13 protein-coding genes are annotated in these 14,632 nt (G+C 74.4%); 10 read left to right on the top strand and 3 right to left on the bottom strand.

What is annotated here, in order from left to right:
- Positions 1–157: 157 nt before the first annotated feature.
- Both ACGFN2_RS22110 and ACGFN2_RS22105 read left to right on the top strand, forming a co-directional pair.
- Complete coding sequence (locus tag ACGFN2_RS22110) at positions 158–601, top strand: hypothetical protein (protein ID WP_393362951.1); 444 nt, start codon at positions 158–160, stop codon at positions 599–601.
- Positions 602–689: 88 nt separating this feature from the next.
- Entirely contained in the window at positions 690–1,112 is a 423-nt protein-coding gene (locus ACGFN2_RS22105; RefSeq protein WP_362601311.1) for a hypothetical protein, read from the top strand.
- A gap of 19 nt (positions 1,113–1,131) precedes the next feature.
- Here ACGFN2_RS22105 and ACGFN2_RS22100 read toward each other — a convergent pair whose 3' ends face one another.
- Entirely contained in the window at positions 1,132–1,899 is a 768-nt protein-coding gene (locus tag ACGFN2_RS22100) for an NAD-dependent deacetylase (RefSeq protein WP_393362948.1), read from the bottom strand.
- Positions 1,900–2,156: 257 nt separating this feature from the next.
- Between ACGFN2_RS22100 and ACGFN2_RS22095 the strand changes: the two genes are divergently transcribed.
- The 7 genes from ACGFN2_RS22095 to ACGFN2_RS22065 all read left to right on the top strand — a co-directional run bounded on the left by ACGFN2_RS22095 (position 2,157) and on the right by ACGFN2_RS22065 (position 11,622).
- Entirely contained in the window at positions 2,157–4,007 is a 1,851-nt protein-coding gene (locus ACGFN2_RS22095; protein ID WP_393362945.1) for a gamma-glutamyltransferase family protein, read from the top strand.
- A 216-nt stretch (positions 4,008–4,223) separates the two neighbouring features.
- A complete protein-coding gene (locus ACGFN2_RS22090) occupies positions 4,224–5,186 on the top strand; it encodes an inositol monophosphatase family protein (RefSeq protein ID WP_362601302.1) in 963 nt (320 codons plus the stop codon).
- A 49-nt stretch (positions 5,187–5,235) separates the two neighbouring features.
- Complete coding sequence (locus ACGFN2_RS22085; RefSeq protein WP_393362942.1) at positions 5,236–6,648, top strand: phytoene desaturase family protein; 1,413 nt, start codon at positions 5,236–5,238, stop codon at positions 6,646–6,648.
- A gap of 111 nt (positions 6,649–6,759) precedes the next feature.
- The gene (locus ACGFN2_RS22080; RefSeq protein WP_393362939.1) at positions 6,760–7,272 is read left to right on the top strand and encodes an O-acetyl-ADP-ribose deacetylase; all 513 of its coding nucleotides are present in this window, start codon (positions 6,760–6,762) and stop codon (positions 7,270–7,272) included.
- Positions 7,273–7,448: 176 nt separating this feature from the next.
- Entirely contained in the window at positions 7,449–9,443 is a 1,995-nt protein-coding gene (locus ACGFN2_RS22075; protein WP_393362936.1) for a bifunctional serine/threonine-protein kinase/transporter substrate-binding domain-containing protein, read from the top strand.
- Positions 9,444–9,593: 150 nt separating this feature from the next.
- Entirely contained in the window at positions 9,594–11,066 is a 1,473-nt protein-coding gene (locus ACGFN2_RS22070) for an AlkA N-terminal domain-containing protein (RefSeq protein ID WP_393362933.1), read from the top strand.
- Positions 11,067–11,076: 10 nt separating this feature from the next.
- A complete protein-coding gene (locus ACGFN2_RS22065; protein ID WP_393362930.1) occupies positions 11,077–11,622 on the top strand; it encodes a methylated-DNA--[protein]-cysteine S-methyltransferase in 546 nt (181 codons plus the stop codon).
- Positions 11,623–11,694: 72 nt separating this feature from the next.
- Here the strand turns inward: ACGFN2_RS22065 and ACGFN2_RS22060 are convergent, their stop codons facing one another.
- Both ACGFN2_RS22060 and ACGFN2_RS22055 read right to left on the bottom strand, forming a co-directional pair.
- Positions 11,695–12,504, bottom strand: a complete 810-nt coding sequence (locus tag ACGFN2_RS22060) for a DUF4037 domain-containing protein (protein ID WP_393362927.1) — start codon at positions 12,502–12,504, stop codon at positions 11,695–11,697.
- A gap of 167 nt (positions 12,505–12,671) precedes the next feature.
- Complete coding sequence (locus ACGFN2_RS22055; protein ID WP_393363059.1) at positions 12,672–13,172, bottom strand: NUDIX domain-containing protein; 501 nt, start codon at positions 13,170–13,172, stop codon at positions 12,672–12,674.
- Between the two features lie 212 nt (positions 13,173–13,384).
- Between ACGFN2_RS22055 and ACGFN2_RS22050 the strand changes: the two genes are divergently transcribed.
- On the top strand, positions 13,385–14,509 hold the full coding sequence (locus ACGFN2_RS22050) for a glycerate kinase (RefSeq protein ID WP_393363056.1): 1,125 nt from the start codon (positions 13,385–13,387) through the stop codon (positions 14,507–14,509).
- Positions 14,510–14,632 lie beyond the last annotated feature (123 nt).

The following is a 14,632-nucleotide window of genomic DNA, read 5'->3' as shown; positions in this document are numbered from 1 at the left end:
CGTAGAAGTTCATTGAGTTCCGTTGACCCGCAGCCGTTCACTGAACCGAGACCAGAAGCAAGGCGAACCATGGCGACGCCATGAAGAGCCCCGTTCAGTTCAGTCAACGGCCCGTAGAGCTGCCACCCGGCCCCTCTACGAGAAGGGCAGGAACACCGTGACAGTCGTTTTGGGAAAACCGGTCAGGACTCGGCAAGGCCGCGACCTCGTCACACCGGAGCTGTTTGAGCGTCTGGTGGAATTCTGCGCCGACGAGTACGGCCTCGAACGCTCCGTCGCAGAGCGCGTTCAGAGCGAAGCCATCGCGATGTGCCACGTCATGGGCATCACTCGGGCCGGTGATGAAATGGCCCCGAGCGAGCAGGTGGATTCCGGCTGGCACACCTTCATGCTCCACACCGAGGAGTACGCCACCTGGTGTCAGGAGAATTTCGGCTACTTCCTGCACCACAGGCCCAACAGCAAGATTCGCACGAAGGGCTTGATGGGCGATGTGGTCGGGCGCATCAAAGCGCAGGGGTTCGAGGTGGATGAGCGGCTGTGGGGCACCAGGGCCGACTGCAACCCTCCCGCCTGCTGTGGTGACGGCCCCTGTTGCTAGCTAGTGCACACCGGTGTTGCCAGGTAGTGCACACCGGCGCCCGGGTCCCTCAGCCCGGGCGCAGGTCATTTCCCAGGAGAGGAAATCCATGCCGGCCTCCCATCAGGGCAGTGGCAGAGTCACGGCGTTCTCGATGTTCGGGCCGGTTTTCGGCTATGCGTCCACACTCGTCGAGGGCCGTCAGACCGCATATGTCGGACCGCTCACACCGGGCGTCCGGTGGACGAAACTGTGGGACATGGCGACCCGATGCTGTCGCATGACGGCGCAGGACCGTGAAAAGGCGCAGTGGATCATCACGCAAGCGTCTCGCGCCTTCATCATGCAGGCCGGCCTCGTGGTGAAGCTGACCGATGCCGCTTGGAGAATGGAACCCGGAGAACGCCGGATCGACGTTGTCGATTGGTCGAACCACCACGCACTCGTCGTGGGGAACATGGTCGTACATGCCCTCACACCGGAGCAGGTCTCGATGAAGCACACCTATTACCCCCAGTACTTCGCATGCTGAGGGGCGTCGCCGGCCTGCCTCATGGTCGCGTCGCGAGTTCCTCCAGCAGCCGGGGCAGTGCGCTGCCGATCGGCTCGCGGATCACCTCGGTGGCGAGCGGGTCGTACGGGGTCGGCTCGGCGTTGACGATGATCAGTTGTGCGCCGTGCTCGGCGGCCACCCCCGCGAGTGAGGCGGCTGGCTGGACCTGGAGCGTCGTACCGACCGCCAGGAAGACCTCCGCCGCCTTCGCCACGCCCAGTGCCGTACCGAGCACGTGCGGGTCCAGCCGCTCACCGAACATCACCGTCGCCGACTTCAGAATCCCGCCGCACACCAGGCACGCCGGGTCCGGCTCGCCCGCGGTCACCCGCTCCAGCGCCTCGGCCATCGACGACCGGGCATGGCAGCGGGTGCAGGTCACCGCCCGTACCGTGCCGTGCAGTTCGAGCACCTTACGGTCGGGCATCCCGGCGCGCTGATGCAGCCCGTCGACGTTCTGCGTGATCACCCGCACCGGGGTCCCGGACCGCTCCAGCCTGGCCACCGCCTCGTGTGCGGCGTTCGGCCGCGCCCGGAACGCGGGGCTCTCCTGCCGCATCCGCCACGACCGCCGCCGGATCTCCGGATCGCCCATGTACGCGTCATAGGTGACCAGCTTCTCGGCCTCCGGGTCCCGCCGCCACAGCCCGTTCGGCCCCCGGTAGTCGGGAATCCCGGAGTCGGTGGAGATCCCTGCTCCGGTGAGGATCGCGACGAGGGGGCGGTGGGGCGGCTGGTCGGGGGAGGGGTCGGTGCCGGTGGTCATGGTGCGAGCGTACGCAGCCGTCCGTGGTCCGTCCTGTCAGTTTCCGCGCGGTCCGTCCTGTCAGTTCTCGGTGTCCGGGTGCCAGGCGGGGGCGTGCTGCCGGGCGAGCGTGTCCCAGGCGGGGGCGTCCCCGGCGATCCGGGTCAGGGCCTCGGCCAGGTCGGCGAGCCGTACGTACGATCGCGGAGGGCCGGTCGACGGGACGGCCGCCCCGTACCCGCCGCACCGCGTTCCCGCCGCACCACCGAGGAGTCACCGTGTTCACCACCCGCCCGACCCTCCAAGGCACCTTCGGCATGGCCTCCACCACGCACTGGCTGGCGTCCCAGTCCGCGATGGCCGTCCTGGAGGACGGCGGCAACGCCTATGACGCAGCGGTGGCCGCCGGGTTCGTGCTGCATGTCGTCGAGCCGCACCTGAACGGCCCGGCGGGGGAGGTGCCGATCCTCCTGGCGCCCGCGGACGGGCCCGTGCGGGTGCTCTGCGGCCAGGGCCCGGCACCGGCCGGGGCGAGCGTGGCGCACTACACCGCGCTGGGCCTCGACCTGGTGCCCGGCACCGGACCGCTCGCCGCCGCGGTCCCCGGCGCCTTCGACGCCTGGATGCTGCTGCTGCGCGATCACGGCAGCAAGTCCCTCGCCGAGGTGCTGCGGTACGCGATCGGCTACGCGGAGCACGGCCACCCCGCCGTCGAGCGGATCGGCGCGACCGTCGAAACGGTCCGCGCACTCTTCGAGACGGAGTGGACCTCCTCCGCCGAGTTGTACCTCCCCGACGGCCGGCCCGTCGCCCCCGGAGGGCTGCTGCGGAACCGTCCGCTGGCCGCCACCTGGCGCCGGCTCACGACCGAGGCGGAGGCCGCGGCGACCGGCCGGGAGGCGCAGATCGACGCCGCCCGCCGTATCTGGCGCGAAGGCTTCATCGGCGAGGCGCTCGCCGCCTTCGCGGCCCGCCCCGCCATGGACACCTCCGGCGAACGCCACGCGGGCACCCTCACCGGCGACGACCTGGCCGCCTTCGCCGCCACCTACGAGGCGCCGGTCACCCACGACTGGAACGGCTGGACCGTCGCCAAGGCCGGCGGCTGGTCCCAGGGCCCCGCCTTCCTCCAGCAACTCGCCCTGCTGCCACCGGAGTTGCCCGCGTACGGCAGCCCGGAGTACGTCCATCTGCTCATCGAGGGCTGCAAGCTGGCGATGGCCGACCGCGAGGCCTGGTACGGCGACGCCGCCGAGGTGCCGCTCGACGCGCTGCTCAGCGACGGCTACAACGCCGCCCGCCGGTCCCTCATCGGCGAGCGCGCCTCGTACGAGCTGCGCCCCGGCAGCCCGGACGGCCGCACTCCGCGGCTGAGCAAGCACGCGGCGGCGGGCGGCGAGGGCCTCGACGCGCGGGGCGCCTCCGGGAGCGGGGCGGGCGAGCCGACCGTCGCGCACGGGGCGGCGGCCGGGCCCGGCGGGGTGACGGCGGATGTCGCGCCCGAGACCGACCGGAACGGTGCGACCCGCGGCGACACCTGCCATATCGACGTCGTCGACCGCTGGGGCAACCTGGTCTCCGCCACCCCGTCCGGCGGCTGGCTGCAGTCCAACCCCGTCGTCCCGTCGCTCGGTTTCCCGCTGGGCACCCGGCTGCAGATGGCCTGGCTGGAGGAGGGCCTGCCCAACTCGCTCACCCCGGGGCGGCGCCCGCGCACCACCCTCACCCCGTCCCTCGCGCTGCGCGACGGGGTCCCGGTGATGGCCTTCGGGACGCCGGGCGGCGATCAGCAGGACCAGTGGCAGCTGCACTTCTTCCTGGCCGTGGCGCTGCGCGGGGCGGTCCGCGGCGGCCTCGACCTGCAGGGTGCCGTCGACGCCCCGAACTGGCACAACGACTCCTTCCCCGGGTCCTTCTTCCCGCGTGAGATGCGGCCGGGGAGCGTGACCGTGGAGTCCCGGATCGGCCAGGGAGTGATCGACGGGCTGCGGCGGCGTGGTCACCGGGTGACGGTGGGTGACGCCTGGTCCGAGGGGCGGCTGTGCGCGGTGGCGCGGGACCCGGAGACCGGGGTGCTCTCCGCCGCGGCGAATCCGCGGGGGATGCAGGGGTACGCGGTCGGGCGCTGAGGGACCGGGGGCCGGGCTCGCCTTCGGCGCTCGCCGGGCGGGCGCGGCATCCGGCCGTGCCCGCCGCGGCCCCCAGCGGTGCCCGCCGCGGCCCCCAGCGGTGCCCGCCGCGGCCCCCAGCGGTGCCCGCCGCGGCCCCCGGCCGTGCCCGCCGCGGCATCCGGAATTCACCTGGAGTCCAGTCGTAGTGTCAGTGGCTCGTGTTTCGATGGACACATGATCGAAGCACTGCGTACCCAAGAGTCGGGAGACACCGAGATCAACCCGCTTGCCACCACTCCGGCCCCTGCCACCCCGGCCGCCGCCGTTCCGTCCGCAGCGACCCCGGACACCGCCCCGGGCGCCCCGACGCCCGGCCCGGCGGCGCTGGACCTGGACCTGGCCGCCGTCGAGGCCGCCGTCCGCCGCGCCGCGGCCGACGAGATCACGCCGCGTTTCCGGCAGCTCGCCGCCGAGGACATCGTCGAGAAGAACGGGCCGCACGACCTCGTCACAGTCGCCGACCGCCTCGCCGAGGAGCACCTCACCGCCTCGCTCACGGCCCTGCTGCCCGGCTCCCTGGTGGTCGGCGAGGAAGCGGTGCACGCCGACCCGCGGGTGCTCGACGCGCTGCACGGCGACGCCCCCGTCTGGATCGTCGACCCGGTCGACGGCACCCGCCAGTTCGTCCACGGCGACCCGGGCTTCTGCACGCTCGTCGCCCTCGCCCACCGCGGTGAGGTGCTGGCCTCCTGGACGTACGCCCCCGCGCTCGGCCTGATGGCCATCGCCCGGCGTGGCGCCGGCGCCTGGCTGAACGGCGTCCCGCTGCGGGCCGGCAGCCCGTCCGCCGGCGCGGTGCTCGACGTCGCCACCTCCCATTACGACTTCACCGACGACGAGCAGAAGCGGGTGCTCGCCACCCTGGAGACCGGCGGTATCGCCCCGCGCCCCTGTGGCTCGGCGGGCCTGGAGTATCTGCACATAGCCCGCGGCGAGATCGACGCCACGGCCTTCAGCTGGGAGAACGCCTGGGACCACGCCGCCGGGCTGCTGCTGGTCCACGAGGCGGGAGGCGCCAGCGGCACGGTCGCCGGGCAGCCGTTCCGTATCGAAGGCGGCAATGCGCTGCCCTTCACTGCGGCGCGGGACGCCGAAACGGCGCGGCGTATCCTCGGACTGCTGGCAGCCGCCAACTGACCCTCGACGGCGAGGGTCGCACACGAGGGGAGTGGCGCAGGTGCCGAGGATGCTCGATGCCGTGGTGATCGGAGCGGGACCCAACGGCCTGACGGCGGCCGTCGAACTGGCCCGCCGCGGTATGTCCGTTGAGGTCTTCGAGGCCCGCGACACCATCGGCGGCGGCGCCCGCACCGAGGAGCTGACCCTCCCCGGCTTCCGCCACGACCCCTGCTCGGCGGTGCACCCCACCGGCATCGGCTCGCCCGCCTTCTCCGCCATGCCGCTGGACCGCCACGGCCTGGAATGGCTGCACCCCGAACTCCCGATGGCGCACCCGTTCCCGGACGGCACGGCCGCCGTGCTCGCCCAGTCCGTCGGCGAGACCGCGATGTCCTTCGGGCCGCGAGACGCCGGCACCTACCGAAGGCTCGTGGCGCCCTTCATCGGCAAGTGGGACACCATGGCCCACGACTTCCTGCGCACCCAGTGGCTCGGCCTGCCGCAGGACCCGGTGACCTACGCCCGCTTCGGCCTGGTCGCGATGCAGCCGGTCAGCCTCCTCGACCGCCGCTTCCAGGACGAGAAGGCCCGCGCACTGCTGGCCGGGCTCGGGGCGCACGCCAACGCCCCGCTCAGCGGCTTCGGCACCGCCGGCATGGCCCTGATGTTCGCCCTCGCCGGCCACCACAAGGGCTGGCCGGTACCGCGCGGCGGCTCCCAGGCCATCTCCGACGCGCTCGCCGGTCTGCTGCGCGCCCACGGCGGCGTCGTGCACACCGACTTCGAGGTCAAGCGCCTGGACGACCTGCCGCCGGCCCGCGCGTACGTCTTCGACACCTCCCCGACCGCGCTCGCCCGGATCGCCGGACTGGGCAACGCCTACCGCGAGGTGAAGTACGGCCCCAGCGTCTTCAAGATTGACTACGCGCTGTCCGCCCCGGTGCCGTGGACGGCCAAGGAGGCCCAGCGCGCCGGCACCGTCCACATCGGCCCCACCAGCGGCGAGATCGGCGCCTCACTCAACGCCGCGACCCACGGCCAGGACCCCTCCGTCCCCTTCCTGATCACCGCTCAGCCCAGCCTGATCGACCCCACCCGCGCCCCCGAGGGCAAGCACACCTTCTGGGCCTACGGCCATGTCCCGCACGGCTGGGAGGGCGACGCCACCGAGGTCGTCGAGCGGCAGATCGAGCGCTTCGCGCCCGGCTTCCGCGACCTCGTGCTGGCCCGCGCGGTCGCCGGCCCGCCCCAGATCGCCGCCCGCAACGCCAACTACGTCGGCGGCGACACCGCCACCGGCTCCGCGGCCGGCCTGCGCCTGCTCATCCGCCCCAAGCTCGCCCGCGTCCCCTACGAGACCGCCCACCCCGCCGTCTTCCTCTGCTCCCAGGCCACCCCGCCCGGCCCTGGCGTCCACGGCATGTCCGGCCACTACGCCGCCAAGCGGGTCTGGCGCCGCCTGCGCGCCAACCGCCGCTGACCGACGCTCCGTTCAGGCGGCGCCCCGCCCCAGCGGATCTCCGGTCCCCGACCCCGGCCCCCGCCCGTCGCTCCCGGAGATCCGCCGGACACCGCCTTAGGCTCGGTCCCCATGAGCACCTCCCTCACCCTCGTCCAGGGCGACATCACCGAACAGGCCGTGGACGCCGTGGTCAACGCCGCCAACTCCTCATTGCTCGGCGGCGGAGGTGTGGACGGCGCGATCCACCGGCGCGGCGGCCCGGAGATCCTCGACGCGTGCCGCGCCCTGCGCGCCGCACAGTACGGCCCCGGCCTCCCCACCGGCCAGGCCGTCGCCACCACCGCCGGCCGCCTCCCGGCCCGCTGGGTCATCCACACCGTCGGCCCCGTATGGACCAGCAACGAGGACCGCTCCGCGCTCCTCGCCTCCTGCTACCGCGAGTCCCTCCGGGTCGCCGACGAACTCGGCGCGCGGACAGTCGCCTTTCCGGCCATCTCGACGGGGGTGTACGGCTGGCCGACGGACGATGCGGCGCGGATCGCGGTGGAGACCGTACGGGACACCGGGACGGCCGTCGACGAGGTCCGCTTCGTTCTCTTCGACGAGCCGGCGCTCGCCGTCTACGCCGCGCTCGTCCGCTGACCGCGGCACACGGCCGGAGAGGAAGTACGCGTCCCTCGCGGGCAACCGGGGAGAGCGGCCCGCGAGCACAGCCCTCCGGATCGGCCCCGCAGCCCGCACGAGACAGGCGCGGGACCGGGTACGGAATACTGTCGCGCACATGTCGGGCACGGGGTGGGGGTAGTTGGGTGCGACCGTTGGCCAAGGACGACCCGCAGCAGATCGGACCGTTCCGGATCGTCGGGCTCCTCGGGGGCGGCGGCATGGGCCGGGTCTATCTCGGCCGTGCGGCGGACGGCCGGACGGTGGCGGTGAAGACCGCACGGTCCGAACTCGCCGACGACCGCGGCTTCCGGACGCGTTTCGCCCGTGAGGTGGCCGCCGCCCGGCGGGTGGGCGGCCCGTTCGTGGCCCCCGTGGTCGACGCCGCACCGCACGACGACGTGCCCTGGATGGCGACCGACTACGTGCCGGGCGTCTCGCTGACCGATGCCGTGCACGACTGCGGGCCGCTGCCGGAGCCGGCGGTCCGGCTGCTGGCGGCGGGCCTGCTGCAGGCCCTCGCGGCGGTGCATGCGGACGGCCTGGTGCACCGAGACCTCAAGCCGTCGAACATCCTGCTCACGGCCGACGGCCCGCGCGTCATCGACTTCGGCATCGCCTACTCGGCCACGGACACCGCTCTGACGATGACCGGCACCGCCCTCGGCACGCCGGGGTTCATGGCGCCCGAGCAACTCGCGATGACGGGCCCGGCGGTCACCGGCGCGGCGGACGTCTTCGCGCTCGGCGGGGTGATCGTGTTCGCGGCGACCGGCGGCGGCCCGTACGGGAGCGCCGATCCACAGATCCTCATGTACCGCACCGTGCACGAGGAGCCGAGGCTCGACGGTCTCCCGGACGGGCTGACGGAGGTGGCGGCGGCATGCCTGGCCAAGGACCCGGAGCAGCGGCCCGCGCTGCCCGCCCTCATGGCGCGGGTGGGCGGGCCCGGCCCGTACGGCGACTGGCTGCCCGCCCCGGTCGCCGGACAGCTCCGCCGTCTGGACGCGCGGCTCGCCGACCCCAGGTCCCCGGACGCCTCCGCCCGGCGGCCGCCCGCCCAGGGGCCGGCAGGCGTCCCGTTCGACCAGCTGCCGACCGGTGCGACGCCGGACGGCCCACCGCCCCCGCCCCCGCCCGGCACACCCCCGGCGTGGCCCGCACACGCCGCCACGCCCCCGCCGCCCCACCTCCCCGGGCACCCCGCGACCCCGGGGCCGAGCCGGCGCCGGGTGCTCGCCGCGCTGTCCGCCGTCGGGGGCCTGGCCGGCACCGGAGCGCTGGGCTGGGCACTGTGGCCGGAGGGCCAGGACCGCGGCACGACCGGGAAGCACGCCGGGAAACGGCCCGCCGACTCGGGCAAGCCGTCAAGCCACCTGCCGCCGGAGATCCGGGCCAAGGGCAGGGTCATCGTCGGGTCGGACATCGCCTACGCGCCCATGGAGTTCGTCAAGGACGGCAAGCCCGCAGGAGTCGACGTCGACCTCGCCAATGCCCTCGGTCGCGAGCTGGGTGTGCGCCTCACCTTCGAGAACGCCACCTTTGACGCCCTCCTCACCGGGCTGGCCGCGGGCCGCTACGACCTGGTCATGTCGGCGATGGGCGACACCGAGGACCGTCAGCAGGGACGCCTGAACGGCGAGAAGACCGGCAGCGGCGTCGACATGGTCGACTACTTCAGGGCCGGGCTCGTGATCGCCGTCCGCAGGGGCAACCCGGACGGCATCAGCAAGCCGGCGGACCTGTCCGGCAGGACCGTCGCCGTCCAGCGCGGCTCCTTGGCCCGTGACCTCGTCGGCGAGATCGGGCGGAAGACCGCCAAGGAAATCAAGATCCGGGAGTTCGACTCACAGCCCGCGCTCTACGACGACGTCGCCAAGGGCCGCTCCTCGGCCTGTCTCGACGACTTCCCGGTGGCGGCGCACACCGTCGCCACCCTCTCCGGCGGCGGCGTCCTGGAAATCGTCGGCGAGCAACTCGAACCCGGGCTCTACGGCATAGCGGTCGCCAAGACCCACACGGCCCTGCGCGACGCGGTGCGCGGAGCCCTCGACCGCGTCATCAGGAGCGGCGAGTACACGAAGATCCTCAAGAAGTGGTACGTCCAGGACGGCGGGGTGGAGCGGGCGAGCATCAACGGCGGTGAGTAGCTGAACGACTGCTCACCGGGGCCGTCGGGTGCGGTGCGGTGGTTCGCCCCGGTGGCCTGGCGGTCCCCCCACCACCGGGCACCCTGGTCAACCCACCTTGATGTCGGATTCTCGCCAGCCCGACGCCGTCGGCTGAGCAATCCTGAAGGCATGCACACCGACACCGAGCGCTGTCTGCGCGCCGTGCAGTCCAAGGACGCCCGTTTCGACGGCTGGTTCTACACCGCCGTGCTCACGACCCGGATCTACTGCCGGCCCAGCTGCCCCGTGGTGCCGCCCAAGCCGGAGAACATGCGCTTCTACCCGAGCGCGGCGGCCGCCCAGCAGGCCGGGTTCCGGGCCTGCAAGCGGTGCCGTCCGGACGCCAGCCCGGGGTCCCCGGAGTGGAACGAGCGGGCCGACCTCGTGGCCCGCGCCATGCGGCTGGTCGCCGACGGCGTCGTCGACCGGGAGGGCATCCCCGGGCTCGCCGCCCGGCTCGGCTACAGCACCCGGCAGATCGAGCGGCAGCTGCTGGCCGAGCTCGGGGCGGGGCCGCTCGCCCTGGCCCGTGCCCAGCGGGCGCAGACCGCCCGGCTCCTGGTGGAGACCAGCGCACTGCCGATGGCCGAGATCGCCTTCGCCGCCGGGTTCGCCAGCATCCGCACCTTCAACGAGACGGTACGGGAGGTCTTCGCACTGTCCCCGACGGAGCTGCGGCAGCGCGCCCGGCCCGGACCGCGGGCGGCGGTGCCCGGTGCGCTCGCGCTGCGGCTCCCCTTCCGGCAGCCGCTGAACCCCGACAACCTCTTCGGGCATCTCGCCGCCACCGCGGTCCCCGGCGTCGAGGAGTGGCGGGACGGCGCCTACCGCCGGACCCTGAACCTCCCCTACGGGCACGGCATCGTCGCCCTCGCGCCCCGCCCCGACCACATCGACTGCCGCCTCTCCCTCACCGATCTGCGCGATCTGGCCGGCGCCATCGCCCGCTGCCGCCGGATGCTGGACCTCGACGCGGACCCGGAAGCCGTCGACGGGCTGCTCCGCGAGGACCCGCGGCTGGCCCCGCTCGTCGACAAGGCCCCCGGCCGCCGGGTCCCGCGGACGGGCGACGCGGAGGAATTCGCGGTCCGCGCCGTCCTCGGCCAGCAGGTCTCCACCGCGGCGGCCCGCACCCACGCCGGACGGCTGGTCCGGGCGCACGGCGAACCGGTCGACGACCCGGACGGCGGCCTCACCCACCTCTTCCCGTCCACCGCCGCGCTCGCCGGACTGAATCCGGAGCGGCTGGCGATGCCCCGTACCCGCCGGGCCACCCTCACCGGCGTCATCGCCGCCCTCGGCTCCGGCGCGCTGCAACTGGACGTCGGCAGTGACCGGGACGCCGCCCGTGCGCAGCTCGCGGCGCTGCCGGGAATCGGCCCCTGGACCGTCGAATGCATCGCCATGCGCGCACTCGGCGACCCGGACGCCTTCACCCCGACCGATCTCGGCCTGCGCCGCGCGGCCGCCGGCCTCGGCCTGCCGGACACCCCGGCCGCCCTCGTCCGGCACTCCGCGCTCTGGCGCCCCTGGCGCGCCTACGCCGTCCAGTACCTCTGGGCCACCGACGACCACCCCATCAACCACCTCCCGACGAACTGAGCCCGCTGCCATGACCGTTCACGCACCCGAACCCGCCGCCCCCGTCACCCACACCGTCCTGGACGGCACCCCGGTGGGGCCGCTCACCCTCGTCGCCACCGGCGACGCCCTCAGCGGTCTCTACATGACCGACCAGCGCCACCGCCCGCCCCAGGAGACCTTCGGCGACCCGGCGGACCCCGGCGAGCCGCCGTTCGCCGTGGCCATCGACCAGCTCCGGGCCTATTTCCACGGCGAGTCGACCACCTTCGACCTGCCGCTCGCGCTGCGCGGGACGCCCTTCCAGCGCCGTGTGTGGGCGGCGCTGTGCACTATCCCGTACGGCGAGACGGTGTCCTACGGGCAGCTCGCCGAGCGGCTCGGCGCCCCGTCGGCGTCCCGCGCGGTCGGCCTGGCCAACGGCCGCAACCCGGTCGGCATCATCGTCCCGTGCCATCGCGTCGTCGGCGCCAACGGCAGCCTCACCGGCTACGGCGGCGGCCTCGACCGCAAGCGCCGGCTGCTCGCCTTCGAGCGGACACCCGGCACCCTCTTCCCGGCGGAGGCGTGCGGCTGACCGGCCCCCCCCGCGCGCGTACGGACACGCGCGGGGCACGACAGCGCGACGCGGCCCCTCAACCGGCAGACCCTAGCCGCCCACCACCGCCCGTACCTCTGCCACCAGCCCCTCCGCCTCCGTCAGTGACCGGAGCAACTCGCCTTCCGTACGGCCGAGTTCGCCGAGGAGGGCGGTGGCGCGGGTGGCGAAGCCGGGCGGGGTGTCCGGCATGCCGGCGGCCGCGGCGAGGGCGCCCTTCTCGTTGAGGCACCACGTGCGGTGGTGGGCGTGCAGGGCCTGGACGAGATCGCCGACGGCGCGGGACAGACACAGGGCCGCGTGCAGGACGTCCCGGGCCCCGGCCGACTTGCCCGCCATCGCCACCGAGAACCCGGCATCCCAGACCGCGGCGCCGGTCAGTGCCGTGCGCAGGGCCTCCGGGTAGTCCCGGGTCTCGCTCCGGAGCCGGGTCAGTGCGCCGCCGGAGTCGGCGAGCACCTGGCCCAGCGCCACCTCGCCCGGGTAGGCGGGGGACCAGAAGCCGAGCGGGTGCCCGGCCTGTTCGCCGATCTCGAAGCGGCCCGCGCGGCACTCCTCCCAGACCCGTCGCACCCGCTCGATGTCCCGGAGAATCAGGTCCACCCGACGGCCGTCGGGCAGCGCCAGCCAGGCGCCGCCGTCGACCCAGGCGCCCCAGGAGCCCGGCCCGTACACCTCGACGGGGCCGCCGCTCAGCTCCGCGGCCAGCGTCTCCAGTGCCACCGGGTCCGGCGCTCCCCGGTAGTAGACCCCCAGATCCCAGTCGGAGTCCGCCCGGTGGGTGCCCCGCGCCCGGCTCCCGCCGAGCATCACCCCGACGACCCCCGGCACCTGCGCGATCCTCGCTGCGATGACATCCATGGCGGTCAGCCTAGGCAGCGCGGACGCCCCGCCGTCCAGTGTGTTTCGACGGACCGTCAGCGACGGGCGCGCGGCGCGGCATCGGCTGCGGCACACGGTCGGCTACGGCACGCCCCCACCCACGTCAGGCCACCAGCCACGCCCCCGGCCGAGGGCGGGACCTCGCGCTACGCCGGGCCGCCGGCGCCGTTAGGCGGCACTCCGTCCTCCAGTTCCGCAGGGCCCCGGCCGCCCGCGAGGACCTTCAGCGCGGCGTCGAGCCGCAGCGCCATCTCGTGGCTGACCAGGGTCTGCGCCTCGTCCCAGTGGACCAGCCGCCAGGAGAGCAGCTCCTCCTCCTGGAGCCGGATCGCTGCCAGCCGGGCGGCGTCCAGCACCCCGCCGTCGTAGAGGTAGAAGACCAGGGGCGGCCGGTGCCTGCCGCGTACCCAGTCGACGGCGAGCAGCGCGCCCGGCTCGACGTCCAGGCCGATCTCCTCGGCGGTCTCGCGGCGGGCGGCCTGGCGGGGCGATTCGCCCGCGTCCGACTCGACGGTGCCGCCGGGCAGAATCCAGGTGTCGCGGTAGTTGGGCTCCACGAGCAGCAGCCGGCCCTCCGCGTCGCGGAAGAGGATGCCCGCGCCCGCGAGTACGCGGGGCAGCCCGGCCAGGTAGGTGGCGTAGTCCATCGTCGTCACGGCGCGAGCCTAGACGGACGGGCCCGGCGCCGTGCCCCAGCGGCGGAACCGAGGGGCGCACTCCGGGGCGCTCGGCGGCGCAGCCGGACTTGTGTGCCCTGTTCGGCGCGGCATGTGCCGGATAAGGTCACAGCGGCGCGACTGCCAGTTCGAAAGCAAGGGGAAACACGGTGGCGGACGCAGCAAGGACACCCACGGCACAGGTGCTGATCGCCGCGGACAAATTCAAGGGGTCGCTCACGGCCGTCGAGGTCGCCGAGCATGTCACGGCCGGTCTGCGGCAGGTCGTCCCCGGGCTGGCGGTCTCGGCCGTCCCGGTCGCCGACGGCGGCGACGGCACGGTGGCGGCGGCCCTCGCGGCCGGCTTCACCCGCCATGAGGCACGGGTCACCGGCCCCACGGGCGCGCCGGTCACGGCCACGTTCGCGCTGGGCGCCGACGGCACCGCGGTGGTGGAGATGGCGGAGGCGTCCGGACTCCAGCACCTTCCCGACGGCGTCTTCGCGCCCCTGACGGCGAGTACGTACGGCACCGGCGAGCTGCTGCTCGCGGCCCTCGACGCGGGCGCGGCCTCGATCGTCTTCGGCGTCGGCGGCAGCGCCACGACCGACGGCGGGGCGGGGATGCTCGCGGCGCTCGGCGCACGGTTCCTGGACGCGGACGGCGAGCCGGTCGCCCCCGGCGGCGGCCCGCTGCGCGACCTGGCCACCGCCGACCTGTCGGGCCTGGACCCCCGGCTGGCGGAGACCGGGATCGTGCTCGCCAGCGACGTCGACAACCCGCTCACGGGCCCGAAGGGCGCCCCCGCGGTCTACGGCCCGCAGAAGGGCGCGAGCGAGGCGGACATGGCCACCCTGGACGCCGCCCTGGCGCACTACGCCGAGGTGCTGGCGCGTGCGGTCGGCCCCCGGGCCGCGGAACACGCCCTGGCGCCCGGCGCGGGCGCCGCGGGCGGCGTCGGTTACGGCGCGCTGGTCGGCCTGGACGCCGTCTTCCGGCCGGGCATCGAGGTGATGCTCGACGTCCTGGGCTTCGCCCCGGCGCTGTCCGGGGCCACCTTCGTCATCACCGGCGAGGGCTCGCTCGACGAACAGACCCTGCACGGCAAGGCCCCGGCGGGTGTCGCCGCCGCGGCCCGCGCGGCCGGCCTGGACGTGGTCGCGGTCTGCGGCCGGCTCCGGCTGCCGCAGGAGGCGCTGGCCGCGGCCGGTATCCGGCGGGCGTACGCCCTGACGGATCTGGAGCCCGACCCGGCCCGCTGTATGGCCGAGGCGGGGCCGCTGCTGGAGCGGGCGGCGGCGCAGCTGGCGCGGGACTTCCTGGTCTGAGAGGGCACCCGGCACAACGCCGCGGGGGGCGCGCCCCGGCGAGGGGGGGGGGCGCCCCGGGGGGGGGGGGGCGCGCCGGGGGCGGGGGGGGGGCGGGGGGGCCCCCCCCCCGCCGGGCGGGTG

This window comes from Streptomyces sp. NPDC048612, from assembly GCF_043199295.1.
Lineage (GTDB): Bacteria > Actinomycetota > Actinomycetes > Streptomycetales > Streptomycetaceae > Streptomyces.
Note: the sequence above shows the minus strand (reverse complement) of the source record. Positions and strands in the feature narration are given on the sequence as shown.

What these genes read in the sequence shown, in the direction of transcription:
- ACGFN2_RS22105 (WP_362601311.1), top strand. Translation starts at nt 690, where the DNA reads ATGCCGGCCTCCCATCAGGGCAGTGGCAGAGTCACGGCGTTCTCGATG.
- ACGFN2_RS22100 (WP_393362948.1), bottom strand. Translation starts at nt 1,899, where the DNA reads ATGACCACCGGCACCGACCCCTCCCCCGACCAGCCGCCCCACCGCCCC.
- ACGFN2_RS22090 (WP_362601302.1), top strand. Translation starts at nt 4,224, where the DNA reads ATGATCGAAGCACTGCGTACCCAAGAGTCGGGAGACACCGAGATCAAC.
- ACGFN2_RS22085 (WP_393362942.1), top strand. Translation starts at nt 5,236, where the DNA reads ATGCTCGATGCCGTGGTGATCGGAGCGGGACCCAACGGCCTGACGGCG.
- ACGFN2_RS22080 (WP_393362939.1), top strand. Translation starts at nt 6,760, where the DNA reads ATGAGCACCTCCCTCACCCTCGTCCAGGGCGACATCACCGAACAGGCC.
- ACGFN2_RS22070 (WP_393362933.1), top strand. Translation starts at nt 9,594, where the DNA reads ATGCACACCGACACCGAGCGCTGTCTGCGCGCCGTGCAGTCCAAGGAC.
- ACGFN2_RS22065 (WP_393362930.1), top strand. Translation starts at nt 11,077, where the DNA reads ATGACCGTTCACGCACCCGAACCCGCCGCCCCCGTCACCCACACCGTC.
- ACGFN2_RS22060 (WP_393362927.1), bottom strand. Translation starts at nt 12,504, where the DNA reads ATGGATGTCATCGCAGCGAGGATCGCGCAGGTGCCGGGGGTCGTCGGG.
- ACGFN2_RS22055 (WP_393363059.1), bottom strand. Translation starts at nt 13,172, where the DNA reads ATGGACTACGCCACCTACCTGGCCGGGCTGCCCCGCGTACTCGCGGGC.